The sequence below is a fragment of the Brevundimonas sp. DW-iso22 genome (assembly GCF_058725425.1).
Genome location: NZ_JBZXEB010000003.1, coordinates 382,152 through 407,533, shown reverse-complemented (window position 1 = coordinate 407,533; position 25,382 = coordinate 382,152). Strand labels below are relative to the sequence as shown.

At 66.1% G+C, this 25,382-nt stretch carries 24 protein-coding genes; 8 read left to right on the top strand and 16 right to left on the bottom strand.

Features of this window, described 5'->3' with window-relative positions; translation table 11 throughout:
• The first annotated feature begins 13 nt into the window (after nt 1–13).
• Genes AC4PRM_RS05575 through grpE form a run of 3 tightly spaced genes read left to right on the top strand, consistent with a single transcriptional unit; the run spans nt 14 to nt 2,294 of the window.
• Entirely contained in the window at nt 14–574 is a 561-nt protein-coding gene (locus AC4PRM_RS05575; RefSeq protein ID WP_373256614.1) for a GNAT family N-acetyltransferase, read from the top strand.
• Nucleotides 571–1,644 (top strand): heat-inducible transcriptional repressor HrcA, encoded by a 1,074-nt coding sequence (hrcA, locus tag AC4PRM_RS05570; protein WP_373256615.1) that lies wholly within the window; start codon nt 571–573, stop codon nt 1,642–1,644. Before AC4PRM_RS05575 ends, hrcA begins: the two co-directional genes overlap by 4 nt.
• A 59-nt stretch (nt 1,645–1,703) precedes the next feature.
• Entirely contained in the window at nt 1,704–2,294 is a 591-nt protein-coding gene (grpE, locus tag AC4PRM_RS05565; protein ID WP_492039195.1) for a nucleotide exchange factor GrpE, read from the top strand.
• Here the strand turns inward: grpE and AC4PRM_RS05560 are convergent.
• A complete protein-coding gene (locus AC4PRM_RS05560) occupies nt 2,291–3,196 on the bottom strand; it encodes a dienelactone hydrolase family protein (RefSeq protein ID WP_492039090.1) in 906 nt (301 codons plus the stop codon). The two genes, grpE and AC4PRM_RS05560, sit on opposite strands and share 4 nt — an antisense overlap.
• Nucleotides 3,197–3,281: 85 nt before the next feature.
• On the bottom strand, nt 3,282–3,890 hold the full coding sequence (locus tag AC4PRM_RS05555; RefSeq protein WP_492039089.1) for an alpha-ketoglutarate-dependent dioxygenase AlkB: 609 nt from the start codon (nt 3,888–3,890) through the stop codon (nt 3,282–3,284).
• 245 nt (nt 3,891–4,135) lie between these two features.
• Here AC4PRM_RS05555 and dnaK point away from each other — a divergent pair, with 245 nt between their 5' ends.
• From dnaK to AC4PRM_RS05535, 4 genes are all read left to right on the top strand, one after another.
• Nucleotides 4,136–6,052 carry a molecular chaperone DnaK gene (gene dnaK, locus AC4PRM_RS05550; RefSeq protein ID WP_492039088.1) on the top strand — a complete coding sequence of 639 codons (1,917 nt, stop codon included), beginning with the start codon at nt 4,136–4,138 and terminating at the stop codon, nt 6,050–6,052.
• A gap of 251 nt (nt 6,053–6,303) precedes the next feature.
• Nucleotides 6,304–7,479 carry a molecular chaperone DnaJ gene (gene dnaJ, locus AC4PRM_RS05545; protein WP_487921313.1) on the top strand — a complete coding sequence of 392 codons (1,176 nt, stop codon included), beginning with the start codon at nt 6,304–6,306 and terminating at the stop codon, nt 7,477–7,479.
• 88 nt (nt 7,480–7,567) lie between these two features.
• Nucleotides 7,568–8,317 (top strand): 4-hydroxy-tetrahydrodipicolinate reductase, encoded by a 750-nt coding sequence (gene dapB / locus AC4PRM_RS05540; RefSeq protein WP_492039087.1) that lies wholly within the window; start codon nt 7,568–7,570, stop codon nt 8,315–8,317.
• An 8-nt stretch (nt 8,318–8,325) separates the two neighbouring features.
• Nucleotides 8,326–9,234 (top strand): DMT family transporter, encoded by a 909-nt coding sequence (locus AC4PRM_RS05535; RefSeq protein WP_492039086.1) that lies wholly within the window; start codon nt 8,326–8,328, stop codon nt 9,232–9,234.
• 6 nt (nt 9,235–9,240) lie between these two features.
• Here AC4PRM_RS05535 and dut read toward each other — a convergent pair whose 3' ends face one another.
• On the bottom strand, nt 9,241–9,690 hold the full coding sequence (dut, locus tag AC4PRM_RS05530) for a dUTP diphosphatase (RefSeq protein WP_492039085.1): 450 nt from the start codon (nt 9,688–9,690) through the stop codon (nt 9,241–9,243).
• 12 nt (nt 9,691–9,702) lie between these two features.
• Nucleotides 9,703–10,929 (bottom strand): bifunctional phosphopantothenoylcysteine decarboxylase/phosphopantothenate--cysteine ligase CoaBC, encoded by a 1,227-nt coding sequence (coaBC, locus tag AC4PRM_RS05525; RefSeq protein ID WP_492039084.1) that lies wholly within the window; start codon nt 10,927–10,929, stop codon nt 9,703–9,705.
• Nucleotides 10,930–11,049: 120 nt separating this feature from the next.
• Here coaBC and AC4PRM_RS05520 point away from each other — a divergent pair, with 120 nt between their 5' ends.
• Entirely contained in the window at nt 11,050–11,571 is a 522-nt protein-coding gene (locus AC4PRM_RS05520) for an S-type pyocin family protein (protein WP_492039083.1), read from the top strand.
• Between the two features lie 22 nt (nt 11,572–11,593).
• Here the strand turns inward: AC4PRM_RS05520 and AC4PRM_RS05515 are convergent, their stop codons facing one another.
• From AC4PRM_RS05515 to AC4PRM_RS05460, 12 genes are all read right to left on the bottom strand, one after another.
• On the bottom strand, nt 11,594–12,010 hold the full coding sequence (locus AC4PRM_RS05515) for a helix-turn-helix domain-containing protein (protein ID WP_487921307.1): 417 nt from the start codon (nt 12,008–12,010) through the stop codon (nt 11,594–11,596).
• A gap of 140 nt (nt 12,011–12,150) precedes the next feature.
• Complete coding sequence (gene lnt / locus AC4PRM_RS05510) at nt 12,151–13,758, bottom strand: apolipoprotein N-acyltransferase (protein WP_492039082.1); 1,608 nt, start codon at nt 13,756–13,758, stop codon at nt 12,151–12,153.
• Between the two features lie 10 nt (nt 13,759–13,768).
• Nucleotides 13,769–14,224, bottom strand: a complete 456-nt coding sequence (gene ybeY / locus AC4PRM_RS05505; protein ID WP_487921305.1) for an rRNA maturation RNase YbeY — start codon at nt 14,222–14,224, stop codon at nt 13,769–13,771.
• Complete coding sequence (locus AC4PRM_RS05500) at nt 14,221–15,204, bottom strand: PhoH family protein (RefSeq protein WP_487921304.1); 984 nt, start codon at nt 15,202–15,204, stop codon at nt 14,221–14,223. The genes ybeY and AC4PRM_RS05500 overlap by 4 nt, the downstream gene beginning before the upstream one ends.
• A gap of 3 nt (nt 15,205–15,207) precedes the next feature.
• Complete coding sequence (gene miaB, locus AC4PRM_RS05495; protein WP_492039081.1) at nt 15,208–16,665, bottom strand: tRNA (N6-isopentenyl adenosine(37)-C2)-methylthiotransferase MiaB; 1,458 nt, start codon at nt 16,663–16,665, stop codon at nt 15,208–15,210.
• A 58-nt stretch (nt 16,666–16,723) separates the two neighbouring features.
• Complete coding sequence (locus AC4PRM_RS05490) at nt 16,724–17,206, bottom strand: Fur family transcriptional regulator (protein ID WP_492039194.1); 483 nt, start codon at nt 17,204–17,206, stop codon at nt 16,724–16,726.
• A 27-nt stretch (nt 17,207–17,233) separates the two neighbouring features.
• The gene (locus tag AC4PRM_RS05485; RefSeq protein ID WP_492039080.1) at nt 17,234–17,650 is read right to left on the bottom strand and encodes a GNAT family N-acetyltransferase; all 417 of its coding nucleotides are present in this window, start codon (nt 17,648–17,650) and stop codon (nt 17,234–17,236) included.
• A 35-nt stretch (nt 17,651–17,685) separates the two neighbouring features.
• Nucleotides 17,686–18,387 (bottom strand): tRNA (adenosine(37)-N6)-threonylcarbamoyltransferase complex dimerization subunit type 1 TsaB, encoded by a 702-nt coding sequence (gene tsaB, locus AC4PRM_RS05480; RefSeq protein WP_492039079.1) that lies wholly within the window; start codon nt 18,385–18,387, stop codon nt 17,686–17,688.
• A gap of 109 nt (nt 18,388–18,496) precedes the next feature.
• A complete protein-coding gene (locus AC4PRM_RS05475) occupies nt 18,497–19,099 on the bottom strand; it encodes a helix-turn-helix transcriptional regulator (RefSeq protein WP_492039078.1) in 603 nt (200 codons plus the stop codon).
• 67 nt (nt 19,100–19,166) lie between these two features.
• Nucleotides 19,167–19,724: a NifU family protein gene (locus AC4PRM_RS05470; protein ID WP_373256639.1), complete on the bottom strand. Its 558-nt coding sequence runs from the start codon at nt 19,722–19,724 to the stop codon at nt 19,167–19,169.
• Between the two features lie 107 nt (nt 19,725–19,831).
• A complete protein-coding gene (locus AC4PRM_RS05465; RefSeq protein WP_373256640.1) occupies nt 19,832–20,302 on the bottom strand; it encodes a universal stress protein in 471 nt (156 codons plus the stop codon).
• Nucleotides 20,303–20,432: 130 nt separating this feature from the next.
• Nucleotides 20,433–25,310, bottom strand: a complete 4,878-nt coding sequence (locus AC4PRM_RS05460) for an NAD-glutamate dehydrogenase (protein ID WP_492039077.1) — start codon at nt 25,308–25,310, stop codon at nt 20,433–20,435.
• Nucleotides 25,311–25,382: the final 72 nt, after the last annotated feature.

The following is a 25,382-nucleotide window of genomic DNA, read 5'->3' as shown; positions in this document are numbered from 1 at the left end:
TTATCCTGAAACCATGACCGTGTCCCCCCCCGCCAGCCCCGGCATCACCCTGCGACCGGCGACGCTCGCCGATGCGCCGACCCTGGCCGCCTGGGACCGCGAGCCGCACGTCATCGCCTGCTCCAACGACGATCCGGATGCCGATGTCGCGTTCGGCAGCGACTGGGCCGAGGAGGTCACCAACTCGGCCTACGAACTGACCTATTTGATCGCCGAGGTCGACGGCCGGCCCGTCGGGGCGATGGCCGTCTGCGATCCGCACACCGAACCCAGCCACTACTGGGGTGACATAGAGCCGGGACTGCGCGCCGTCGACATCTGGATCGGACCGCCCGAATGGCTGGGGCGCGGCGTGGGCACCCAGATGATGACCCGGATGATCGACCGCTGCTTCGCCGAGGCGGGGGTGACCGCCGTCATCATCGACCCTTTGAACAGCAATACCGCGGCCCAGCGGTTCTACCGGCGTCTCGGCTTCGTCGAGGTCGGTCGCCGGATGTTCGATGAGGATGACTGTCTGGTCATGCGACTTGAGAAGACGGACTGGCAATCCAGACAGGCGCTTCAAGCATGACCTTCATCGGCTCCCCCTCCGCCTCCCTGTCGGTGCTCGACGGCCGGGCCCGCGACATTTTCCGCCGCATCGTCGAGGGCTATCTGGAAACCGGAGAGCCGGTCGGGTCGCGGACCCTGTCCATGACCGGCATCGCCCTGTCGCCGGCCTCCATCCGCAATACCATGCAGGACCTGACCCTGGCGGGCCTGCTGGCGTCACCCCACACCTCGGCGGGACGGATACCGACCCATGCAGGCCTGCGGCTGTTCGTCGATGGCCTGCTGGAGATCGGCGATATCGGGGCCGAAGAGCGACGCGAGATCGACGGCCGCCTGGCCGGTCGCGGGCGCGGCTTCGAAGAGGCGTTGAACGAAGCCTCTTCCCTGTTGTCGGGTCTGGCCGGCGGCGCAGGCATCGTGGCCAGCCCGGTGCGCGATGCGGGCGTCAAACACGTGGAGTTTGTGGCCCTGGGTCATGATCAGGCCTTGGCGGTGCTGGTCGGCGACGACGGCACGGTCGAGAACCGGCTCATGCCGCTGAAGGCCGGGGTTACACCTTCGACCCTTCAGGAGGCGTCTAACTTCCTCAATGCCCGGCTCAAGGGCCGTCCCCTGCACGAGGCGCGCAGCGAAATGCGGGTCGAGCTGGATGCGGCCCGGCGCGAACTGGACGCCGCCGCCGCCCGCCTGGTCGAGGACGGTCTGGCCGCCTGGTCCGGCGGGGCCGAGCGCGAGCGGGCCCTGATCGTGCGCGGCCGCGCCAATCTGTTGCACGATCACGAGACGGTCGAGGATCTAGAGCGGGTCCGCGTCCTGTTCGACGATCTGGAGCAGAAGGAACAGCTGATCGGCCTGCTGGACGGTGTGTCGACGGCCCAGGGCGTGCGCATCTTCATCGGCGCTGAAACCAGACTCTTTTCACTTTCGGGTTCCGCCGTGATCGCGGCGCCCTATATGTCGGGCCGCCAGCGGGTGCTGGGCGCCATCGGCGTCATCGGACCCGCACGTTTGAACTATGCGCGCATCATCCCGTTGGTGGACTACACCGCCCGGGTGCTGGGCCGAATGCTGGACGGACAAGACAGTTGAACGACTCTCCACACCAAGACCCCGAAAGCGGCTGGGACAACGATCCCGAGTTCGAAGCCGTGGACATTCCTGAGACCCACCGGGCCGCCGCGTCCGAGGACGATCAGGCCCTGGCCAACATCGACGCCCTGATCGCCGAACGCGATGAGTGGAAAGACCGCGCCCTGCGCGCCGTCGCCGATGCCGAGAACACCAAGCGCCGCGCCGAAACCCAGAACAATGACGCCCGCGCCTATGCCATCCAGAAGTTCGCCCGCGAGCTGCTGGGCGTCGCCGACAATCTGGAACGCGCCCTTATGGCCGCGCCCAAGGATGCCGATGCCGGAGAGGCCGGTCTGGTCACCGGGCTGGAACTGACCCAGAAGTCCCTGCTGACGGCCTTCGAGGCCAATAATCTCAAGCGCGTTGCCCCGGCGGCGGGCGAGGCCTTCGACCCGCACCTGCACCAGGCCATGATGGAACAGCCGTCCGATACGGTTCCGGGCGGCAAGGTGCTGCAGACGCTTCAGGCCGGCTACGCCCTGTTCGGCCGCACCGTCCGTCCGGCCATGGTCGTGGTCGCCGCAAAGGGCTCTGGCGCAGCGGCGGGCAATGCCGCCTATGCCGCCGAAGGCACAGCCGATGGCGGGAATTTCGACGGCAAGGCCTAGCCCTTCAGCTTCGCCCCGAACAGCGCCAGCAGCTTGGCCCAGCCGTCGGCGGCATCCGCCGCCCGATAGCTGTCGCGATAGTCGGCATGAAAGCCGTGCGGCGCGTCGTCATAGACGTCGATCCGGCTCTCGGTTTGCCCGGCCCGTTGCAGCGCCGCCCGCATGGCTTCCACGCTGGCCAAGGGAATGCCCCGATCCTGCTCGCCATACAGACCCAGCACCGGGGCCTTGAGATCTGCTGCCAGATCGACGGGCCAAGGCTGGCCGGACGCCACCTGTTCCGGCGTGGCATTGGCGGCGGGAGCCAGACGGCCGTACCAGGCCACGCCGGCGTCGATCGCCGCGAACCGCGCCGCTGCCTGCCAGACGACCTTGCCGCCCCAGCAGAAGCCGGTGATGCCGACCTTGTCCGTATTGGCCCAGGCCTGCAGGCTGGCCCATTCCAAGGTGGCGGACAGGTCGCCCATGACCTGCTCATAGCCTGCCGCTGCCACGATCTGCTGGATGCGGGTCATGTCGGACAGGGGGGCCGGGTCCTCGACACGAACGAAGAAGGCAGGCGCGATCGCCGCATAACCCGCCTTGGCCAGGCGACGGCAGACGTCGCGGATGTATTCGTGCACGCCGAAGATTTCCGACACCACGATGACCACCGGATAGGGGCCGTCGCCTTCGGGCCGCGCGACATAGGCCGGCAGCTGAAAGCCGTCGGGCGCGGCATAGGTCACGTCGGCGCTGACCAGACCTGTCGCATCGGTCGCCACGGGTGCCGCCTGGGCGGCCAGGGCCGCGGGCGCATAGCCGGCGAAGAACAGTCCGCCCACCGCACCGACGCCCAGCGTCCGGCGGCTGAAAATGAGATCATCAGCTTCAGGCCCTTCAGGCCGAACCAGGGTGGGCATGGGCGATCTCCGGCAGGTTGGTCGATGACGAAGACGGGACACTGACCCAAGCCTGACCAGTCGTCCATTCACGAAGGGCGTGACATCAGCGCGCGCGGCGCAGGGTCAGGTTGATGCGCCCTCCCCCCGGCACCAGCGTCGATGACCCCGCGATCAGCCGGTCGATGGCGTGCCTTGCTAGGCGTGCCGGACCCGTCAGGGCACAGACGTCGCCGGACGCCAGCCTGATCGACCGTGTCGGCCCGCCCTCGGCCCCACCGATCCGAAACACCGCCGTATCGCCCAGCGACACCGACAGCACCGGGGCCGTCAAATCCGCCTCGTCCTTGTCCTGGTGCAGGCCCATGCGGGCCTCGTCCCGGTACAGGTTGACCAGACACGCCTGTGGAGGCTCGGGCCAGCCGGTCAGATGGCTCCAGAGATCCAGAAGCGTCTGCGGGATCGGTGGCCAGGCCTTTCCCGTCACAGGGTGGGTCGCCTGATAGCGATAGCCCTCCCGATCGGAGACCCAGCCCAACGCCCCGAGGTTGGTCATCCGGACCGAAAAGGGCCGACCACCGGGCGTCACCGGCCCGTAGAACGGGGCCTCCGCCTCTGCCGAGAGGACCTGTGCCAGAAGCTCGGCCTGCGCCTGTACCGACAGCGCGCCCGGCCACAGCCGGAAACCCTCGATACCCGTCTGAATTTCCTGCATCGGGCCCACCGCCAGAAACTAGCATCACGGACAGACACATCGCCTGCTGATTCGTGCATTAGGGCTTGCGGGTGGGGGGGTGTTTCCCATATCGGCGACAACCGCTGGAAAACCCCGAACTTCGTGGGGCTATCCATCCGGGACCCTGTAACAGACCAAGACCCTTGAAACGGGGGCGGTCACACGCGGCGCTTAACTTTAAAAGGTCGCTGCATCGCCCGCTGCATGGAGTGAAAGACTAAGACATGGCCAAAATTATCGGCATCGACCTGGGCACCACCAACTCGTGTGTGGCCGTCATGGACGGCAAGAACCCCAAGGTCATCGAAAACGCCGAGGGCAACCGCACCACGCCCTCTGTCATCGCCATCCAGGACGGCGGCGAGACCTTGGTGGGTCAGCCTGCGCGCCGTCAGGCCGTGACCAACCCGACCAACACCTTCTTCGCCATCAAGCGCCTGATCGGCCGCTCGTTCGACGACCCCGTGGTCGCCAAGGACAAGAAGATGGTCCCCTATGAGATCGTCAAGGGTCCGACCGGCGATGCCTGGGTCCGCGCCAACGGCAAGGACTATTCGCCCCAGCAGATCAGCGCCTTCACCCTCGGCAAGATGAAAGAGGCCGCGGAGGCCTATCTTGGCGAGACCGTCACCCAGGCCGTCATCACCGTCCCGGCCTATTTCAACGACGCCCAGCGTCAGGCGACCAAGGACGCCGGCAAGATCGCCGGCCTGGAAGTCCTGCGTATCATCAACGAGCCGACCGCAGCTGCGCTGGCCTATGGCCTGGACAAGAGCGACGGCCAGAAGATCGCCGTTTATGACCTCGGCGGCGGTACCTTCGACGTCTCGATCCTGGAGATCGGCGACGGCGTCTTCGAGGTGAAGTCGACCAACGGCGACACCTTCCTGGGCGGCGAAGATTTCGACCTGCGTCTGGTCGACTACCTGGCCGACGAGTTCAAGAAGGAGCAGGGCGTCGACCTGCGCTCCGACAAGCTGGCCCTGCAACGCCTCAAGGAAGAGGCCGAGAAGGCCAAGAAGGAGCTGAGCTCCACAGCCCAGTACGAGGTCAACCTGCCGTTCATCACGATGAACGCCTCGGGCCCGCTGCACCTGAACATCAAGCTAAGCCGTGCCAAGCTGGAAGCCTTGGTCGACGACCTGATCCAGCGCACGATCGAGCCCTGCAAGAAGGCCCTGGCCGATGCGGGCCTGAAAGCGTCCGACATCGACGAAGTCGTCCTGGTCGGCGGCATGACCCGCATGCCCAAGGTCGTGGAAGCCGTGAAGGCCTTCTTCGGCAAGGAGCCACACAAGGGTGTGAACCCTGACGAGGTCGTGGCCTTGGGCGCCGCCGTTCAGGCCGGCGTCCTGCAAGGCGACGTCAAGGACGTGCTGCTGCTGGACGTGACCCCCCTGACCCTGGGCATTGAGACCCTGGGCGGCGTCTTCACGCCTCTGATCGAGCGCAACACGACGATCCCGACCAAGAAGAGCCAGGTCTTCTCGACCGCCGACGACAATCAGTCGGCCGTGACGATCCGGGTGTTCCAGGGCGAGCGTCCCATGGCCTCGGACAACAAGGTGCTGGGTCAGTTTGACCTGATGGGCATTCCGCCCGCACCGCGCGGCATGCCCCAGATCGAGGTCGCCTTCGACATCGACGCCAACGGCATCGTCCACGTCACCGCCAAGGACAAAGCGACCAACAAGGAACAGTCGATCCGCATCCAGGCCAATGGCGGCCTGTCTGATGCCGACATCGACAAGATGGTCAAGGAAGCCGAGGCAAACGCCGAGGCCGACAAGACCCGCAAGGAACTGGTCGAGGCCCAGAATTCGGCCGACAGCCTGATCCATTCCACCGAAAAGGCCATGGCCGAGCACGGCGACAAGATCGAGGGCGACGACAAGACCGCCATCGAAACCGCCCTGACCGACCTCAAGGCTGCGCGCGACGGCTCGGACCCCGAGACCATCCGGACCGCGACCAATACTCTGGCCCAGGCCTCGATGAAGCTGGGCGAGGCCATGTATGCGTCTCAGGCCGGCGGTGAAGGCGACGACGGCGCGGCCCCAGCCGATGACGGCGTGGTCGATGCCGAGTTCGAGGAAGTCGCCCCAGAGGGTGCCTCGGACGACGACAAGAAGAGCGCCTGAATCATTCCTCCCCCATCGGGGGAGGGGGACCGCGTAGCGGTGGAGGGGGCCAGCCGGAAACTCCGGTATCTGGGCCTGGCCCCCTCCACCACCCTTCGGGCGGTCCCCCTCCCCCTCTCGCTTCGCTCCGGGGGAGGATCAACTTGCATCATCGGGCCGGACGCCCATGTCTGTCCGGTCAGCCCAATCCGGCAACAACAGTCTCCGAATGGAGACGGCCTGACGGGCAGGGGTAAGAGGACGAACGCCGCATGGCGACGCGTGACTATTACGAAATCCTGGAGGTCGAGCGGACCATAGACGCCGCCGGCCTGAAGTCGGCCTATCGCAAACTGGCCATGACGCACCATCCGGACCGCAACGGCGGCTCCGAGGAATCCATGGCGCGGTTCAAGGAAATCTCCGAGGCCTATACCGTCCTGTCCGACAGCCAGAAGCGGGCCGCCTATGACCGGTTCGGACACGCAGGCGTCAATGGCGGCGGCGGCCAGCAGCAGGGCTTCCACGACGTCAACGACATCTTTTCCCAGGTCTTCGGCGACGCCTTCGGCGACGTCTTCGGCGGCCGGACCGGCGGTGGTGCGCGTCAGCACGGCCCGCGCCGGGGCTCGGACCTGCGCTACGATCTCGAGATCACTCTGGAACAAGCCTACAAGGGGGCCGACGTCGAGATCCGGGTGCCCACGACCGCCACCTGCGACACCTGCGATGGCTCGGGGGCCAAGGTCGGCACCCAGCCCTCGACCTGCGGTACCTGCGGCGGCGCGGGCCGCGTGCGTCAGGCCAACGGCTTCTTCCAGGTGGAGCGCACCTGCCCGACCTGCGGCGGCTCAGGCCAGATCGCCGATCCCTGCACCACCTGCCACGGCCACGGTCAGGTCCGGAAGAACCGCACGCTGAACCTGAAGGTGCCCGCCGGCGTCGACGACGGCTCGCGCATCCGCCTGTCGGGTGAGGGCGATGCCGGCATGCGCGGCGGCCCCCGCGGCGACCTGTATGTCTTCCTGTCGGTGACGCCGCACGAACTGTTCGAGCGGGACAATCTGGACCTGCTGGTCACCGTTCCCGTTTCCATGACCACGGCGGCCCTGGGCGGCGAGATCGAGGCCCCGTGCCTGGTGTCCGAAGCCTGCGACGGCCGCTGCCGCGCCAATGTGGACGTGCCCGCCGGCTCCCAGACCGGCAAGACGGTTCGGATCAAGGGCAAGGGCATGCCCCATCTGAACGGGCGTCAGCGCGGCGATCTGGTGGTGGAGTTGTTCGTCGAGACCCCGACCGACCTGACCGCGCGTCAGAAGGAACTGCTGGAAGAGCTGGCCGCCTCCCTGGGCGAGACCCAGACGCCGCGCAACTCGTCCTTCACAGGCAAAGCCAAGCGCTTCTGGGCCGACATCCTGGGCGACACCGGCAAGGAAACGGCGCAGTAGGGCGTTTGCAGGCTGGAGCCGCCACGCCTCAGGTGCATAATCATCCGGTCCCGGATCGCCATCCGGGTCGCAAGCGGGGGTCTATCGTTTGAGCGCCATCTTCCACGCCGGTATTTCCGGGGCCCGGGGCCGTATGGGCCGCGCCGTTTCCTCCGTGCTAGACGCGCGTGAGGATGTCGTCGTCGCCGCCCGCTTTGATCGGGGCGAGACGCCGGACCTGTCCCTGTGCGACGTGGTCATCGATTTCTCGACGGCCGACGCCTCCGTCGAATTGGCGCAGGCCTGCGCGGCCAAGGGTGGTCCCGCCCTGGTCATTGGCTCCACCGGCCTGACGCCTGAACAGGACGCCGAAATCCTCAAGGCCGCCGAAAAGATCGCCATCGTCCGCAGCGGCAACTTCTCCTTGGGCGTGAACATCCTTATCGGCCTGGTCGAGCACGCGGCCCAGCGTCTGGACGCCCGCGACTGGGACATCGAGATTCTGGAAACCCACCACCGCAAGAAGGTCGATGCTCCATCCGGCACGGCCCTGATGCTGGGCGAAGCAGCGGCCTCCGGTCGTGATGTCGATCTGGCCGAGGTGCGCAGCGCCCCCTACGACGGCGTCGGCGAGCCCCGACAAGAGGGCCACATCGGCTTCGCCTCCCTGCGCGCCGGTGGCGTGATCGGCGAGCACACCGTCCTGTTCGCCTCGGACGACGAAACCCTGACCCTCAGCCATTCGGCCATCGACCGCTCCCTGTTCGCCAAGGGTGCTGTGGCCGCCGCCGCCTGGGTCCGCAGCCGCCCGCCCGGCCTCTATGACATGCAGGACGTTCTGGGCTTTCGCCAGGCCTGACCGGGCCGATGATCCGGCACGGCACCAGTTATGGCATGGCGCTGCGGGTCGCCGCAGCCCTGTGTTTCTCGCTGATGTACGCCCTGATGAAATGGGCCGCGACGCTGGAGCCCGTGTCGGCTGGCGAGATGGTCTTCTATCGCTCGCTCTTCGGCCTGCCGGTCGTGCTGATCTGGATCGCAAGCGCCAAAGGGGGTCTGGCCTCGATCTCGACCCGCAGGCCACTCGTTCATGTCTGGCGCTGTCTGTTGGGGGTGACGGGCATACTGCTGATCTTCCAGGGTCTGCGACTTCTGCCGCTCGCCGACGCCACGACCATCGGCTTTACCTCGCCCATCTTAGCCACCCTGCTGTCCATCGCCTTCCTGAAGGAAAAGGTGCGGCGTCATCGCTGGGCCGCGATCGCCGTGGGCTTTCTGGGTGTACTGGTCATGGTTCGACCCGGTGCCGAAGGTGCACCGCCCTTGGCTGGATTGCTGTTTGCGCTCGGCGGAGCCTTCGTCGCCGCCTCCGTCACCGTCACCCTGCGCCAGTTGGGCAAGACGGAATCTGCGACGGCCATCGTCTTCTGGTTCTTCATCGCCTGTTCGGTCGTGGGCGGAACCCTCGCCCTGATCGACGGCCACAGTCATGGCTGGACGGTTCTGGCCATACTGGCCGCAGGCGGACTGGCAGGCGGGCTGGCTCAGCTCTTGATGACCACCTCCCTGCGACACGCGCCGGTCTCGGCCCTCGCCCCGCTGGACTATCTGCAGATGGTCGGGGCCCTGGTGCTGGGCTGGCTGTTGCTGAGCGACGTGCCCACCTTGACGACCATGGGCGGGGCCGCCCTGATTGCCGGTAGCGGTCTCTACATCGCCTGGCGCGAGCGTGTGCTCCGGCGGGACAGCACCCTGCCGTCCACTCCGACAGTCTGAAAGCTCTCAGCGCCCCGTCGAGCCGAACCCGCCGCTGCCGCGAACTGTCTCGTCCAGCGTCTCGACCTGAACCACCTCGGCCTGCTCGTGTCTGGCCACGACCATCTGGGCGATGCGTTCGCCGCGGCGGATCACGAACGGCTCCTCGCCGTGGTTGATCAGGATGACGCCGACCTCGCCGCGATAATCACTGTCGATCGTGCCGGGCGAATTCAGGCAGGTCAGGCCGTGCTTCAGCGCCAGGCCCGACCGGGGCCGCACCTGGGCCTCATAGCCCTGCTCCAGCGCGATCTTGAGCCCGGTCGGCACCAGCGCCCGGGCACCCGGCTCGAGCGTCAGCGGCGCATCGTCCGCCACGGCCGCCCGCAGGTCCATACCCGCCGATCCCGTCGTCTCATAGGCGGGCAAGGCCAGGCCCTCGGCATGCGGCAGGCGCTGGATACGCAGGGTGGTCATGGGCAGTATCTCTCAGGCCTTGAAGTGATCGGCGATGCGGGCGGCCAGTTTACGCGCCACTTCGGCCTTGCTCTGGCGCGGCCATTCGTCAGGCTCTGCATCGCGCGTGAACAGCGTCACGGCATTGCCGTCGGCGCCGAACACATCGTCGGATACATCGTTGCCGACGATCCAGTCGCAGCCCTTGCGCGAAAGCTTGGCCCGGGCATTGGTGTCCAGATCCGTCGTTTCCGCTGCGAAACCGACGACAAGCTTCGGCCTTTTGGGACCAGGGGCCGAGACGCCCGCCAGAATGTCCGGGTTCTCGATCAGGGCCAGCGAGGGCGGTCCGCCCGGGGCCTTCTTGATCTTGCCCGAGGCCACGCCGTCCACGCGCCAGTCGGCCACGGCGGCGCTCATGACTGCGATGTCGGCGGGCAGGACAGCCTCCACGGCCGCCTTCATGTCCTGGGCCGTCTCCACCCAGACGCGCGTTGTGCCCACCGGCGCAGCCAGCGCCACGGGTCCGGACACCAGCGTCACCGTCGCGCCCAGCTGGGCCAGGGCCTCGGCGATCGCATAGCCCTGTTTGCCGCTGGAGCGGTTGGTCAGGCCGCGCACGGGATCGATCGGTTCGAACGTCGGGCCGGCCGTCACCACTGCCGTGCGACCTGCCAGGGGCCGGCCGTCCGGCCCGGCCAGCAGACCCTCAATGGCCAACAGAATGGCTGCGGGCTCGGCCATCCGCCCAGGTCCGAACTCACCGCAGGCCATCTCGCCCTCATCCGGCCCGACCATCGCCACGCCGTGAAAGCCATCGAAACCCTTCAGCCGCGCGACATTGGCCTGGACCGCCGGATGTTGCCACATCCGCACATTCATGGCGGGGGCCAGCAGAACCTTCTTGTCCGTCGCCAGCAGGGTCGTGGATGCCAGGTCGTCGGCCATCCCGTTCGCCGCCTTGGCAATCAGCCCCGCCGTCGCCGGAGCTACCACCACCAGATCGGCCCAGCGCGACAGTTCGATATGGCCCATGGCCGTCTCGTCCTCGGGCATGAACAGGGCCTGGCGCACCGGATGGCCAGTCAGGGCGGCCAGGGACATCGGCGTCACGAACTCGCCCCCGGCGGACGTCAGGACGCTCATCACCTCGGCCTCGGCCTTCTTAAGCAGCCGCACCAGTTCCAGCGCCTTGTAGGCGGCGATACCGCCGCCGACGATCAGCAAAATCTTTCGGCCGGTGAGAGATGGCTGGGTCATGTTCACCGTCTAGCGAGGCCAGGGCAGGTCGTCGAGTGACGGTTCGGCAAACAAGAACATTGCAAGAACACAGAACCTGTGATTACCCTACCCTCGGTGGGTTTCAACCGGGAGGGTTCAATGGGTATTAGCGACAAGACGATTGTGGGCGTTCTGGCCATGTCGGCCATGCTGGTCCTGACTGGGTGCGGCAATGGCGACTCCGCCGTGGAGACGCGGGATCGTTCTGCAGAAGCGCCTCAGGCGGTTCTGACCAGTGCAGCGCTCGAAAGTGGCAGCGCCGACAGCGCAGCGGCCGCTCCAAAACCTGCGCTGACCGCCAACCGGCGCGAGACTGTAGATGCCAAGACCGCACGCCTGTTCGAGCGTAATGGTGCCGATTTCGATGCCGCGACTCCGCAGGCCTATCTGACCAAGGTCGAGCAGTTCACGGGCAATCCGCCTGCAGGAACCGAGCGTGTCGAGCGGCCCAATGGCGACGTGTTGCTGTACCAGGCCTCGACCAACACCTTTGCCGTCGTTTCGCGTGACGGCGTGCCCAAGACGATGTTCAAGCCGCGCGACGGTGCATCTTACTGGGCGGAGCAGAAAGAAAGGGCGCCGACCTTTGGTCAGCGCCGGTCGTCTGGATCGTCAGAATAGATATCAGCGCCTGCTGCTGGCGTCAGTCTTCGGCTGGCTCCGGCCGATCGGCCATGTCCCGGATCAGGTCGAGAGCCAGCTTCTGCTGGCGCGTGGTCAGCTGCGGGGCCAATCGGCCGATTTCGATCGTGTAGCGGGTGGCGGGATGGTCATGCTCGAAGGCAGCGCCCTCTTCGGCCATGCCGACGGCGGAGGACCCGGTCAGACCCTCGAAGAAATAGCCGATATCCACCTTGAAGAAGCGCGCGATGTCCCAAAGCTTGGACGCCGAGACGCGGTTGGTGCCCTTCTCGTATTTCTGGATCTGCTGAAACGTCAGGCCTAGCGCGCGTCCCAGGTCACTTTGATTATAGCCAAGCGCCAGACGCTTTTCGCAAACCCTGCGACCGACATGCCGGTCGACGGGGTGGGGGCCGTCCTCGCCAGTTCCTCTCGCCATCGTTAATGCGTCCTTGCGTTAGAGTTCCGCCTGAATGCGCTCCAGCGACGCTTATGTCACCATACAAATGGAGCTTGCGTCACAGGACTTTCAACCTGAACCCCGATAACCACGCAAATATTCCCTCCTCGCGGGAATTCCTATGTGGCTCTAGCTTTTGTAGAGCCTCCGCGCTGAAAAAGACGGGGCCGATACAGGCATGGCGTCAGGCCAGCGACGATCAGAAGCCAGAAGAGCAAGTCGCCGAAGCGCCCGTATACGGTAAGCCCGGTCGCCCTAGGCAGGGCCGCGTCTATGACGCCGCTCTGGCCGCTGTCCAGACGCTGATCTTCAATCACCCGTCCCCAGGGATCGATCATGGCCGACGTGCCTGTCGGCGTCGAGCGCACCACTGGAAGACCCGTCTCGATGGCGCGATAGCTGGCCAGGTTCAGGTGCTGAAGCGGGCCGGATGTGGCTCCGAACCAGGCATCGTTGGAGATGTTCAGGATCCATTGTGGGCGATTGGCACCGGCCGTCGTGAAACCGGGATACAGGCTTTCGTAGCAGATCAGGGGCTGGGCGCGCGGTGCGCCGGGAATGTCGATAGGCGCAGGTCTCGGCCCCGCACTGAAATCGGTCGGCATATGGGTCAGGGCCCGCACACCGAGCGCACCCAACAGCCGGCCGGCGGGCAGATACTCACCAAAGGGCACCAGACGGTATTTGTCATAGGCCGCCGAGACGGCCGGCGACGGATCGCCCAGGTTCTGGACGACCAGCAGGCTGTTGTAATATCGCCCCCCCTCCGGAACCGAAGGGTCAGGCTCGCCAATGCCCAGACCCATCAGCAGGGTCTGGCCGGGCCGGAGCGCGCTCTGGATTGCAGCGGCCTCCCAGGCTCCGGCAGCAAAGACGTCGTTGCCCGACGCTGGCAACGACCCCTCTGGCCAGATGACCAGATCGGGCGTCACCGCGGCGGGCTGGGCACTCAGTGCGATGTAGCGCCGGACGATGCCTTCGTAGGCTTCGGGCGTCCATTTGGACGCCTGGGCGACATTGGCCTGAACAATGCGGACGGTGGTATCTGTCAGCTGAAGCCGTGCCTGCAACAGCCGTACCGAGCCGCCGGCGACCAGGCCCGCGATCATCAGGCCTCCAAGGACGGCGGTCACGATCCGTCCCTTGCGTGGTCCGGCACTGAACAGCGGCCCGAACGCGGCTGCAGCTCCTACCGTCAGGACACCCAGACCATAGACACCGCCGATGGCAGCGAACTGCGACGCGGCCGAGCCCGCCTTCCAGCTGGCCCCCGCCGGGTTCCATGGAAACCCGGTCAGCACATGGCCGCGCAGCCACTCCAGCAGACAGAAAAGGGCGGTGAAAACCAGAACCCGCCGAAGACCTTTCGGGCCGAAACGACGATACAACGCCGTTGCCACGCCCCAGAACAGGCCCAGTCCGGCAGGCAGGGCCGAGGCCGCAAAAGGGGCCATCCAGGCCTGTGCCGGATTGACCAGAAACGCCTCCGCCACCCACCAGCAGCTGATCAGGAAATAGGCAAACCCCGCCAGCCAGCCCATCCAGAAGGCCCCGCGCGTCGTGGCCGACCGCTCCGACAGGATCATCAGCAGGGCATAGCCGAACAGGCCCGGCAGAATGCCGAACGGCGGATGCGCCAGCGCCGCACCGGCACCGGCCAGCAGGGCCAGGCCGATCCGCGCCCAGCGCAAACCCCGACCACTCAGCCGAGCGGGCGGTGTCGTCATCAATGCGGTATCAGGCGCGGTCTGGCTCATCGACGCTGTATGGGTCGGCAATGCCCAGGCTGGCAAGCAGGCGGCGCTCCTCGGCCTCCATCGCCTCGGCCTCATTGTCGATCTCGTGGTCATGCCCAAGCAGATGCAGCACGCCGTGGACGGTCATATGGCTGAGATGGTCGGACAGGGACTTGCCCTGTTCCGCCGCCTCGGCCGCGCAGACGCCGTAGGCCAGGATCAGGTCACCCAGATGCGGCCGGGCGCTGTCCGGTGCCGGAAAGGACAGCACATTGGTCGGGCGGTCCTTGTCACGGAATTGCGCATTGATCTGCTGAACATGGGCGTCGTCGGCCAGCAGAACGACGACGTCGCCCTCGGTGTCGCCCAAAGCCACGGACGCCGCTCGCTCGACTACCCCGGCGACATCGGCCACAGCGTCTTGCCAGGCCTCGTCATCGACCTCGACCTCGATCATGCCTCGGCCGTGTCCTCGAGATCTGCGGGCAAGCGTTTGCCGGCAGCGTCGGCGTCATAGGCCCGAACGATCCGCTCGACCATGGCGTGGCGCACCACGTCCTGGGCCTCGAACTCCAGCACGCCCACGCCCTTCACATCGCGCAGGATGCGCAGCGCATGGGCCAGACCGCTGTCGCGCGGGTTCAGCAGGTCGATCTGCGACGGATCGCCGGTGACCACCATGCGAGCCCCCTCCCCGAGCCGGGTCAGGACCATCTTCATCTGCAGGCGCGAGGTGTTCTGCGCCTCATCCACGATGACGAAGGCATGACTGAGGGTTCGGCCACGCATGAAGGCGATGGGGGCGGCTTCGATCTCGCCCTTGTCGCGGCGGCGCTGGACGTCCTCGGCCCCCAGAATGTCGTTCAGCGCCTCCCAGATCGGAGCCAGATAGGGATCGACCTTTTCGTTCAGGTCGCCAGGCAGAAAGCCCAGCTTCTCGCCCGCCTCCACCGCCGGGCGGGTGATGACCAGTCGATCCACCTGGCCCCGGCGCAGCAGATTGGCACCGTAGGCGGCGGCCAGAAACGTCTTGCCCGTACCCGCCGGGCCGACGCCGAAACTCAGCTCGCATCGTGCCAGTGTTTCCAGATACCGCGCCTGGGCATTGGTCTTGGGCACGATGGCCCCGCGCTTGCCGATGGGCAGTGCCATGGGATCGCTGGTCGACCGCCCGCCGCCGCGAACCTCACCCAAGGCCGCGCGGACGTCCGCTTCGGTCACCGTGGCCCCCTTGGCGGCGCGTGTGGCCAAGGTCTGGATCACCTGTTTGGCATTCGCCCGGTCGCGAGCCCCGCCGTTGATCGAGACACCGCCGCCGGGGGCCTCGACCAGAACCTTGAAGGCATCCTCGATCAGGGCGACGTGGCGACTGTTGGGTCCCGTCACGGCGCGAACAGCGGTGTCATCCAGGGCCAGAAACTCGGTTTCGCGCGCCATGCTTTATGGTGTCCTATCGCTTGCCGCGCGGCGGCTCTCTGCTTGAGGACGCAACTCGGTTTGGTGGTGATCACCGGGCAACTGCCCGGTCAGACTGTTCTGCTCGCCGCTGGCGATGAAGACCGGAACGATCTGACCGATCAGATGATCCGCATCCTCCATGTGGACCGACTGAAGATAGGGCGACCGACCGATGGCCTGACGTCTTTCCCGCCCCTTCTTCTCGAACAGGACCTCGAAGGTCTTGCCGCCCTGGGCCGCATTGAAGGCGGCCTGCTGTTCCAGCAGCAGGGCCTGAAGCGCATGCAGCCGTGGGCGTGCCACGGCGTCCGGCACTTGCGCGCCCATTGTCGCGGCGGGCGTACCGGGGCGCGGCGAATACAGGAAGGAGAAGGCGCTGGCGTAGCGAACCCGGCGGACCAGATCCATCGTATCCTCGAAATCGCGGTCGGTCTCGCCGGGAAAGCCGACGATGAAATCGCCGGACAGGGCGATATCGGGCCGCGCCTCCCGTATGCGGTCGATCAGGTCGAAATATTTCTGACGCCCATGTTTGCGGTTCATCAGTCGCAGCAGCCGATCCGACCCCGACTGCACCGGCAGGTGCAGATAGGGCATCAGTTGCGGCAGTTCGCCATGGGCCGCAATCAGGTCATCGGACATGTCGTTGGGATGGCTGGTCGTGTAGCGGATCCGGTCCAGGCCGGGGATGTCGGCCAGGGCATGAACCAGCCGTGCCAGGCTGGACGGCTTGCCATTCGCGCCCTCTCCATCATAGGCATTGACGTTCTGTCCCAGCAGCGTGACCTCTCTCACGCCCCGCGCCGCCAGTTCGCGAGCCTCGGCCAGAACCGCCGCCACGGGCCGCGACCATTCGGCACCGCGCGTGTAGGGCACCACACAGAAGGTACAGAATTTGTCGCACCCCTCCTGCACCGTCAGGAAAGCGGCCACGCCCGTGCCCCCACGCTGGGTCGGCAAAGCGTCGAACTTGTCGTTGGGCGCGAAGTCGGCTCCGATCCGCTCGCCCCGCGCCCGCGCCGTGCGGGTCAGAAGTTCGGGCAGCTGATGATAGGCCTGGGGCCCGACCACCAGATCGACTGCGGGTTGGCGCCGCATGATCTCTTCGCCCTCGGCCTGGGCGACACATCCCGCGACGGCGATGGTCATGCCGCGACCGGATGCGGCACGGTCTTCCTTCATCTCGCGCAGCTTGCCGAGTTCCGAATAGACCTTCTCCGCCGCCTTCTCGCGGATGTGGCAGGTGTTCAGGATGACGAAGTCCGCGCCTTCGGCGGTATCGGTCGTGGCATAGCCCAGCGGGCGCAGCACATCGGCCATGCGCTCGCTGTCATAGACGTTCATCTGACAGCCGTAGGTCTTGATGAACAGACGCTTGGGCGCACCTGCTTCGTCGGCCTGCGCCAGCAGGGATTGAGCGGGGACAAGAATATCGGTCATGCGCGACTGTTTAGTCGCATGCGACTACGGACGCCATGCAGGGGTGACGCTGCGTCAATCAGCTATCAATGGCCTCGGGATCGACCCGCGCCGCGTGGCGCGTGAAGATCAGGCCTTCACGCCCCGACGGCTCGGCTCCCTCGATGGCCTTGCCATAAAGCTCCAGCTTGTGGCCGACCAGTTCGAAGCCCAGGCGCTGGGCAATCTCGCTTTTCAGCCGCTCGATCTCGGCGTCGAAGAATTCGATCACCTCGCCGGTCCGGGTGTCGATCAGGTGATCGTGGTGGTCGTCGCCCGCCTCTTCATAGCGGCTGCGGCCGTCACCGAAGTCGTGCTTCTCGACCACGCCGGCCTCTTCGAACAGGCGCACGGTGCGATAGACAGTGGCGATCGAGATGTGCGGGTCGATGCTCGAGGCGCGCCGGTACAGTTCCTCGACATCCGGGTGATCCTCGGCATTCGACAGCACGCGTGCGATGACTCGCCGCTGTTCGGTCATGCGCATGCCGCGCTCGGCGCAGAGCTTTTCAATCCGGTCCATGGTTTCAGGATAGTGGGCAAAGGCCATCTAGGGAAGCGGCTGGGACAGGTCTCTCGCCAGCACAAGGGCGCCAACGCGCGAACCGTCTGTCCGCGCATAATAGTCGGGGCGGCGACCTGCTTCGGCAAAGCCGGTACGGGCATAGAGGGCCCGTGCCGCGCCGTTGTCCTCGGCAACCTCCAGAAACAGGCGTCGGGCCCCCTGGCTGATCGCCAACGCCGCCCCCCGCTGTACCAGAGACAGCCCCAAGCCGGCCTTTCGTGCCGGAGGCCGCACCGCCAGTGTCAGGATTTCCGCCTCATCGGCGACAGTCCGTATCAGGATGAATCCTGCCGCCTCCAGCAGGGCGAACACCCCAGGCTGAACCAGAAGTTCGGCGAAGGCTCGGGCGTCCCAAGGGGTATCAAAGCATTCGGCATGCAGTTCCGCCAGACGGTGCGCCATCACCGGCTCCGGTGGGGAGCGACCTACGGCCGGGATCACGGCCGCGGCCCTCTGGCCTGCCCCGGGAGACGTGTCGGCGGGGTTGCATCAGGTGCCCGCAAATACAGCGGGCGTGGCGGATGACCTGCGGGATCGGCAGCGGCCGTCAGTCGGGCCAATGCGGCTGGATCTGGGCCATCCAGCGGGCAACCTTCCGCCTGTGAAATCAGCGAGGCGCCGGAACCCACGATCATAAGGCCTTCCCCGTCGGAGCCACTGATCCGATTTACCAGAATTTGCGCATCGGCGACGATCGTCTGTGCCCGCTCGAGCGTCCAGGCTTCCGGTGGCTGGCTCGCCACTCCACTTCGCCAGACACGGCCATAGACCTGACCGCGCCGGGCATCGATCACGGCCACGGTCACGGCTGCAGGCGCGACCGAGGCCGCCAAGGCATCCAGCGATGAAAGGCCAATCACGGGCCGGCCCAGCGCAGCGCCCAGGCCCTGGGCAAATGCCAGACCGACGCGCAGGCCGGTAAAGGACCCTGGCCCTACCGTCACACCGATCCGGTCCAGATCGCCAAAACCTCCACCGGAGTGCCTCACCGCATCGCGGACCATTCCAGCCAGCCGCTCCGAATGGCCGCGCGTCATGACCTCAGAGCAAAGGCTAAGGCTCTCGACCTGACCGCCCTCAACCCTGAACACGCCTGCGGTACACAACCCAAGGGCGGTATCGATGACCAGCACCCTCATTGCGCAGGACCTAGGGGTCGGGCCATTCGCTGGGACCCGGTATTGGCCGACCCTGCGGGCGTTGCGTGAAACGTTTTCATCCCGAAGACCGCCTGAAAAGCGAATTGTTTCATATATCCAGCCGCGCCACGACTGCAAAAACTGAACGCACCTGGGCGCGAGCCAGCCTCTCTTCGGAGCCGAAACCATCGGGACCGCCGCGCAGATATAGCGTCGTTCCATCGGCGCTGTGGTAGAGCCGCGCTAACCGTTGGCCATCCACAAGTTCAATCACGCACCCCTGGTCGCGTCGTGGCCAGCGACCGACTTCATATTCAAGCACGACGCCCGATGCTGCCCAGGGCCAGAGGTCATCATTAGACACCTGGAAACGGTGTCGGCTGGCGGCGAGGGTCTGCAGGGGTCGCGTGCCAATGAATGCCTGCCCCAAGCTTGCTTTGCCGGATCTGGGCGTCGCATCGGTCACGCGTCTCGGCGAGCCGGCTTTGTGCGCCAGTTCCTCAACGGTTGCGTCGATCGCCTGAGCGAGCCGCCGCTGGACATCGGGCCGGAACAGTCCAGGACGCTTGCCGGACTCGTACAGACCCCAAGCCTGACTGGTCATACCGGCGCGTTGACCGGCCTCAGCCTGGCTCAACCCACGATCAAGCCTGAGAGCGGCCAAGGCCGAGCCCAAATTTCGAATTTCCGCGCCGCTTTCAAACCTGGCCATGGCCAAACTCTACAGAGTCGGACGACAAAATCGAACTGGTAACACTTTTGTTTGAAGTCCAATGGTTTCAGAGGACCTGTTCGACCCGGGTCACTTCCGGGACATAGTGCTTCATCATCTGCTCCACCCCCGATTTCAGCGTGGCGGATGACGACGGACAGCCTGAGCAGGCTCCGCGCAGGCGAAGAGAGAGGACCCCCGTCTCCTCGTCGAAACTGTCGAACAGGATATCGCCGCCGTCCTGGGCGACGGCGGGGCGGATGCGACTGTCGAGCAACTGCTTGATCTCGGCCACGACCTCGGTGTCGTCGCCGTCGGGGCTGGTGCTGTCGAAATCTCCGCCGCGCATCAGAGGCGCACCCGAGACGAAATGATCCATGATGGCCGCCAGGATCGGGGCCTTCATCTGGGTCCATTCCAGCCCTTGCGCCTCTCGCGTCACCGACACGTAGTCGGAGCCGTAGAAGACGCCGGTCACCCCCTCCAGTCCGAACAGGGCCTCGGCCAGCGGCGACACCGACGCCTCGTTCGACGTCAGGAATTCGCGCGGTTCGGCCGAGACATCGCGCCCCGGCAGGAACTTCAGGACATTGGGGTTCGGAGTGGGTTCGGTCTGGATGAACATGGCCGGTAAGTGCGCCCGGTGCCGCCAGTGTTCAAGGCCTGACGAAAAAGCCACAACGCGCTCAAGCAGCGAGCGACCGCGTCGCGCGCGTTAGCGCCCTAAAAAAATCAGGCCAGATCCTCGATGTCCTGCTCGGTCAGCTCGCCCGGCACGATCGTCACCGGCAGCTTGCGCCCCGTGAACGCCGCGCCCTGTTTCAGGATCGCCGTCACCAGCGGCCCCGCCCCGCGCGATCCTTCACCTGCCGCCAGCACGAGAATCTTGATCTCGCTGTCTTCGCCCACGACCTTTCGGATCGCGTCCTGAGGCTCGCCGCGTTCGATCAGGATCACGGGCATCTCGCCGGACCGTTCATGCGCCTGTTCCGCCCAGCCGTTCAGAAGCGTCTCGGCTTCGGCGCGGGTCTGGCGCTCGATCTCCTCTCGCACCCCGGCCCAGTGGGCGTCGGACGCAGCGGGGGGAATGACCCTGAGCAGGGCCACGCGTCCGCCCGTCGAACGCGCCCGTCTTGCCGCATAGCGCAAGGCAGCCTCGAACTCGGGACTGTCATCCACGACGACCAGAAACTTGCGCGGCATCGAAGGCCTCCCTCAGCCTGGCAACCCTAGCAGATCGCGGACGATCGCAAACACCCGCGCTGGAGCGCGAGCGTGAGCGCTCGAGAATACGCTCAAGCCGCGAACGACCGCGTCGTGAGCGGTAGCGCCCCTACACCGAGTTGGCGATTTCCCGAATGGCCGAGTTGGCGATGGTCAGCTTGGCGAAGGTCCAGCCGGTGCCCGAGGCCTCGATCTCGTCCACCGAGGCACGCACACCCTCGACGGTCTTCTGACGTGGCCCGATCCAGGCATCGACGGCCGTCTCCGCCGCCGCCTCGCTGGCCCCGACCCCGACGCCGGAGGCCTTGGCCACAGCGCGGGTCAGGACCCTTTGCTCGGCCATCAGATCCTCGATCAGGCGGCGTACGGCCAGACGGTCGAAATGGTCCATCGAGGGGACGTTGCCCGCTGCGGCCCGCAGACGGTCGAAGTCGAAAGCCGCCCCGACCTGATGATACAGCATGGCCATGGCCGGTTCCGGCCATCCGGCCTCTCGAGCCAGGTCGCCGATGTCCGCCGTGGCGACCAGAGGTCTGAGCATGGCGAAGTCCCGCGCCATCGCCTGGGTTGCGCCCAGGGCCACAAAGGCCTCGATCCGGCTGTCCAGACGCGCTTGTTCGAAGCGTGACAGCACAGAGCCTCCCGCTGCCCTCAAGGCATCGGCCGCCGGACGGTAGGCGGCGATCAGGCTGTCCACCGTCGCGCCCGGCTGCATGGCCCGTCGCGCCAGCCAGGAGGTCTGGCGACGCAGCACGGTGGAGATTTCGGCATAGAGGGCCATCTGGGCTTCTGCCGTGATCTTCAGGTCCAGCGCCGAGACCTGCGCCCAGGCCTCGTCCAGTCGGAAGACCTGACGTGCGGCCTCGAAGGCCAGGACCATGGCCCCTGTGTCGCACTGGGCCGAGATGCGCAGACGTTCCGGGAAGGTCGCCCCGGTCATGTTGACGATCTCGTTCGACAGGACGGTCGAGATGATCTCGCGCCGCAGACGGTGGCGCTGCATGTCGGCTTCGTATTTCGCCAGCGGAGCCGGGAAATAGTCGATCAGGGTCTTCTTGAAGAAGGCATCGTCCGGGGCCCTGGACGCAACGATGTCGTCGAACAGCTCCAGCTTGGAATAGGCCGTCAGCACCGCCAGTTCAGGTCGCGTCAGGGCCTGACCCGTGGTCTTCATCTCGGCCAGTCGGACGTCGTCGGGCAGACCTTCGACCTTGCGGTCCAGTTTGCCCTTGGCCCCAAGCCACTGCATGAACCGCTGCTGGGCATCCAGCGCACCGGCACCCTCCGCCTCCTGCAAGGACACCGCCAGGGTCTGGTCGTAGTTGTGGATCAGCACCTTCAGCCCGACCTCGTCGGTCATGGAAGCCAGCAGGGCATTGCGGTCCTCAGCCTTCAACGCCCCCGACGCGATCGCCGCTCCGGTCAGGATCTTGATATTGACCTCGTGGTCGGAGCTGTCGACGCCGGCGGAGTTGTCGATGGCGTCGGTATTGATCCGCCCGCCGTTTCGCGCATAGCCGATACGACCCGCCTGGGTCAGGCCCAGGTTGGCCCCCTCCCCGATGACCTTGGCCCGGACCTCGATACCGTCGATGCGGATAGCATCATTCGCCTTGTCGCCGACCTGGGCGTCGCTCTCGTGGGCAGCCTTCACATAGGTGCCTATGCCGCCGAAATAGAGCAGTTCTACCGGGGCCTTTAGGATGGCCTGCATCAGGGTTGCCGGATCGACAGCGTCGGCGTCGATTTCGAGGAGGGCCCTGATCTCGGGCGACAGCTCGATGGATTTCGCCGAGCGCGGGAAGACGCCGCCCCCCTTGGAGATCAGACTCTTGTCATAGTCCTGCCAGGACGAGCGCGGCAGCTTGAACATGCGGTCCCGCTCGACCCAGCTGGTGGCCGGATCGGGGTTGGGGTCGATGAAGATGTCGCGGTGATCGAAGGCGGCGACCAGCTTGATCGCCTTCGACAGCAGCATGCCGTTGCCGAACACATCGCCGGACATATCGCCGACGCCGGCGACGGTGAAGGGCTCGGTCTGGATATCCTTGCCCATCTCGCGGAAGTGCCGCTTGACCGCCTCCCATGCCCCGCGCGCTGTGATGCCCATGACCTTGTGGTCGTAGCCGACGGACCCGCCCGAAGCGAAGGCATCGTCCAGCCAGAAGCCGTAGTCCGCCGATACGCCATTGGCGATGTCGGAGAAGGTCGCCGTGCCCTTGTCGGCGGCCACGACCAGATAGGGGTCGTCCCCCTCGAACCGCACGACATCCCTGGGCGGGACGACGGAACCATCGGCGGCGATATTGTCGGTGATGTCGAGCAGGCCCGAGAGAAAGGTCTTGTAGGCTCGGATGGCCTCGGCCTGCTGGGCGTCGCGGTCGCCGCCGGCGCGGACGATGTCGGCCAGCTTCTTTGGAAAGAAGCCGCCCTTGGAGCCGACCGGCACGATGACCGCATTCTTGACCTGCTGCGCCTTGACCAGGCCCAGCACCTCCGTGCGGAAGTCGTCGCGGCGGTCGGACCAGCGCAGGCCCCCGCGCGCCACAGGACCGAAGCGCAGGTGCACACCCTCGATCCACGGGGCCCAGACGAAAATTTCCCTGTACGGCTTGGGCAGGGGCAGGTCTTCCAGCTCGCGCGAGGCGATCTTGATCGAGATATAGGGCTTGGGCCGTCCGTCTTCGCCGACCTCGAAATAGTTGGTACGCTTGATCGCCTGGACCAGCAGGGCCAGCCGACGCAGGGCGCGGTCGTGATCCAGACTCTTCACGGCCTGGAGCTGCTCGATGATCTGATCGAAGACGGCCTTCACGGCTGGTTCGCGCGATGCGGCATCGCCGCCCGCGGCCGGGTCGAACTTGGTGTTGAACAGCTTCAGCAGGCTGCGCGCCACGGCCGGATAATCGCGCAGGGCTTCCTCTTGTACTGCCTGACTGGGGTCCATTCCTGTCTGCTGTCGATAGCGGGCCAGGGTGCGGATCAGGGCCGCCTCGCGCCAGTCGACACCCAGCTCGATCACCAGCCGGTTGAAGCCGTCGCTCTCGGTCTGGCCGCGCCAGACGGCCGCGAAGGCATCCTCGAACGGCTTGCGCACATCCTCGAACTTCAGATCGCCGCCGCGGGGGTCCTCCATCAGGAACTCATCGACGTGGATGACCTCCCCGCCCGCCGGGCGCAGGGTATGCCCCCACTCCTCAAGCGTCTTCAGGCCCATGTCGGTCAGGATCGGCAGCACGTCCGACAGCGCCGCCGCCGCACCGCGCCGGTAGATCTTGAAGCGGAAGTTCAGCGGCCCGTCCTCGGCCGTGCGGAAGGCGCGGATGGCGACCGCGTCACTGTGGTCGCCGCCATCGGCTTCAGGCACGCCGGATGCGCTCAGTCGGTCGATCTGCTGGAAGTCCAGCACGGCCTCGGCAGCTGTATAGCGGTCGCGGTAGCCGGCCCCGTAGGCCTCGGCCCAGCGCGCGCTGGTCGGGCCGACGGAGACATCGTCCACGCCCGCCTCTCGCAGGGCGCTCTCGAACCGGTCGACCCAGCCACGGCCCGCTTCCTGGACCATCGCATCGATCTCGGCCGGATCGGGGCAGGGGTGATCGCCCGGTGTAATGCCGATGATGTAGTGGATGCGCACCAGGGGCTGGTCCGACAGCTGCGGATACCAGGCCGAAATCCGCCCGCCCCAGGCCTGGGCCAGCAGCCGACCGATCCGCTCGCGCACGGAGGCGTGGAAACGCTCTCTCGGAATGAAGACCAGAATGGAGACGAACCGGTCGAACGGGTCCTTGCGCGTGAAGGCCTTGATCCGGGGACGATCATAGAGGTGCAGAATGCCCAGGGCACTGTCCAGCAGCTCGTTCTCGCTGATCTGGAACAGCTCGTCGCGAGGATAATTCTCGAGGATGTTCCGCAACCGTTTGTGACTGTGGCTGCCCTCGATCTTGCCGCCTCGTTTCAGGGCCGCAGAAACCTTGGCTCGGATCAGGGGGACTTCGCTGGCGACCTTGTCATAGGCCTCGGCCGTGAACAGGCCCACAAACCGTGTCTCGCCGGACGGTCGTCCATCAGCACCGAACCGCTTGACCCCGACGTAGTCCATGTAGGCGCGGCGATGCACGCGCGACCGCGCGTTGGCCTTGGCCACGGTAACGGGATCGGACAGGTCGAGCTGGCGCTTCATCTGCCGCGTCAGAACGGCCGGCTCATTGGCGCGGCGCAGGACGGTCCGGTCCGGATCGGCCAGGACGCCCAGGCCATCGCCCGACTGCGACAGTGGAGCCTCGGCCTCATAACCGCCGTCCGCAGTGCGCGGATAGTCATAGTCACGCGCGCCCAGGAAAACGAAATGGTCCTGCTGCAACCAGCGCAGGAAGGCGATGTTTTCGGCCAGTATCGCAGGATCGACACCCTTGGGGCCGGCCTCCAGATGCGCGATGGCTCGTCCCATCAGGTCAGCCATGGCGGCATGGTCATTCACCGCGCCCGCGACGTCAGCCAGGGTCTGGGCCATGGCCTCGCCCAAGGCATCACGCCGCTCCTGTGGCAGGGGGTCCAGTACGACGATGATGGTCGATTCGCGCCCGCCGTCCTCATCGGTCACCGGGTGGAACATGCAGCGGACGCTGACGCCCGCCTCGGCCAGTTCGCCCATGACGCTGTCGACCAGGAAAGGTCGATCGTCCTGGATGACGATCAGGACGTCATATCCCAGCGGTCGGCCGTCGGCACCATTCAGCCTCGACAGTGTGATGCGTGCTGGCTCGCCGTGCGAACGGCCTTCTGCCGCCGCCCAGGCCAAGGCCAGCAGGGCCGCCAGATCCTCGCCGCCCAGTTCCGGGGCCTCGTCTGCGGCATAGTCTTCGTGCGCTTGCACCAGGAATGACTTGGCCGCCGGGCCCGGAGGGCCGCCCACCGCAACCGCAAAGCTCGCCTCCAGCGCCTCCAGGGTCAAAGCCTGAGGAAGCACGGGTGCGGTTTCGCCTGACATGGCATATCTCTTCTGGACGCGATCCGCTCCGGACCGCCGATGGTGAACTCACACTAGGCTGGTTCGCTTTTT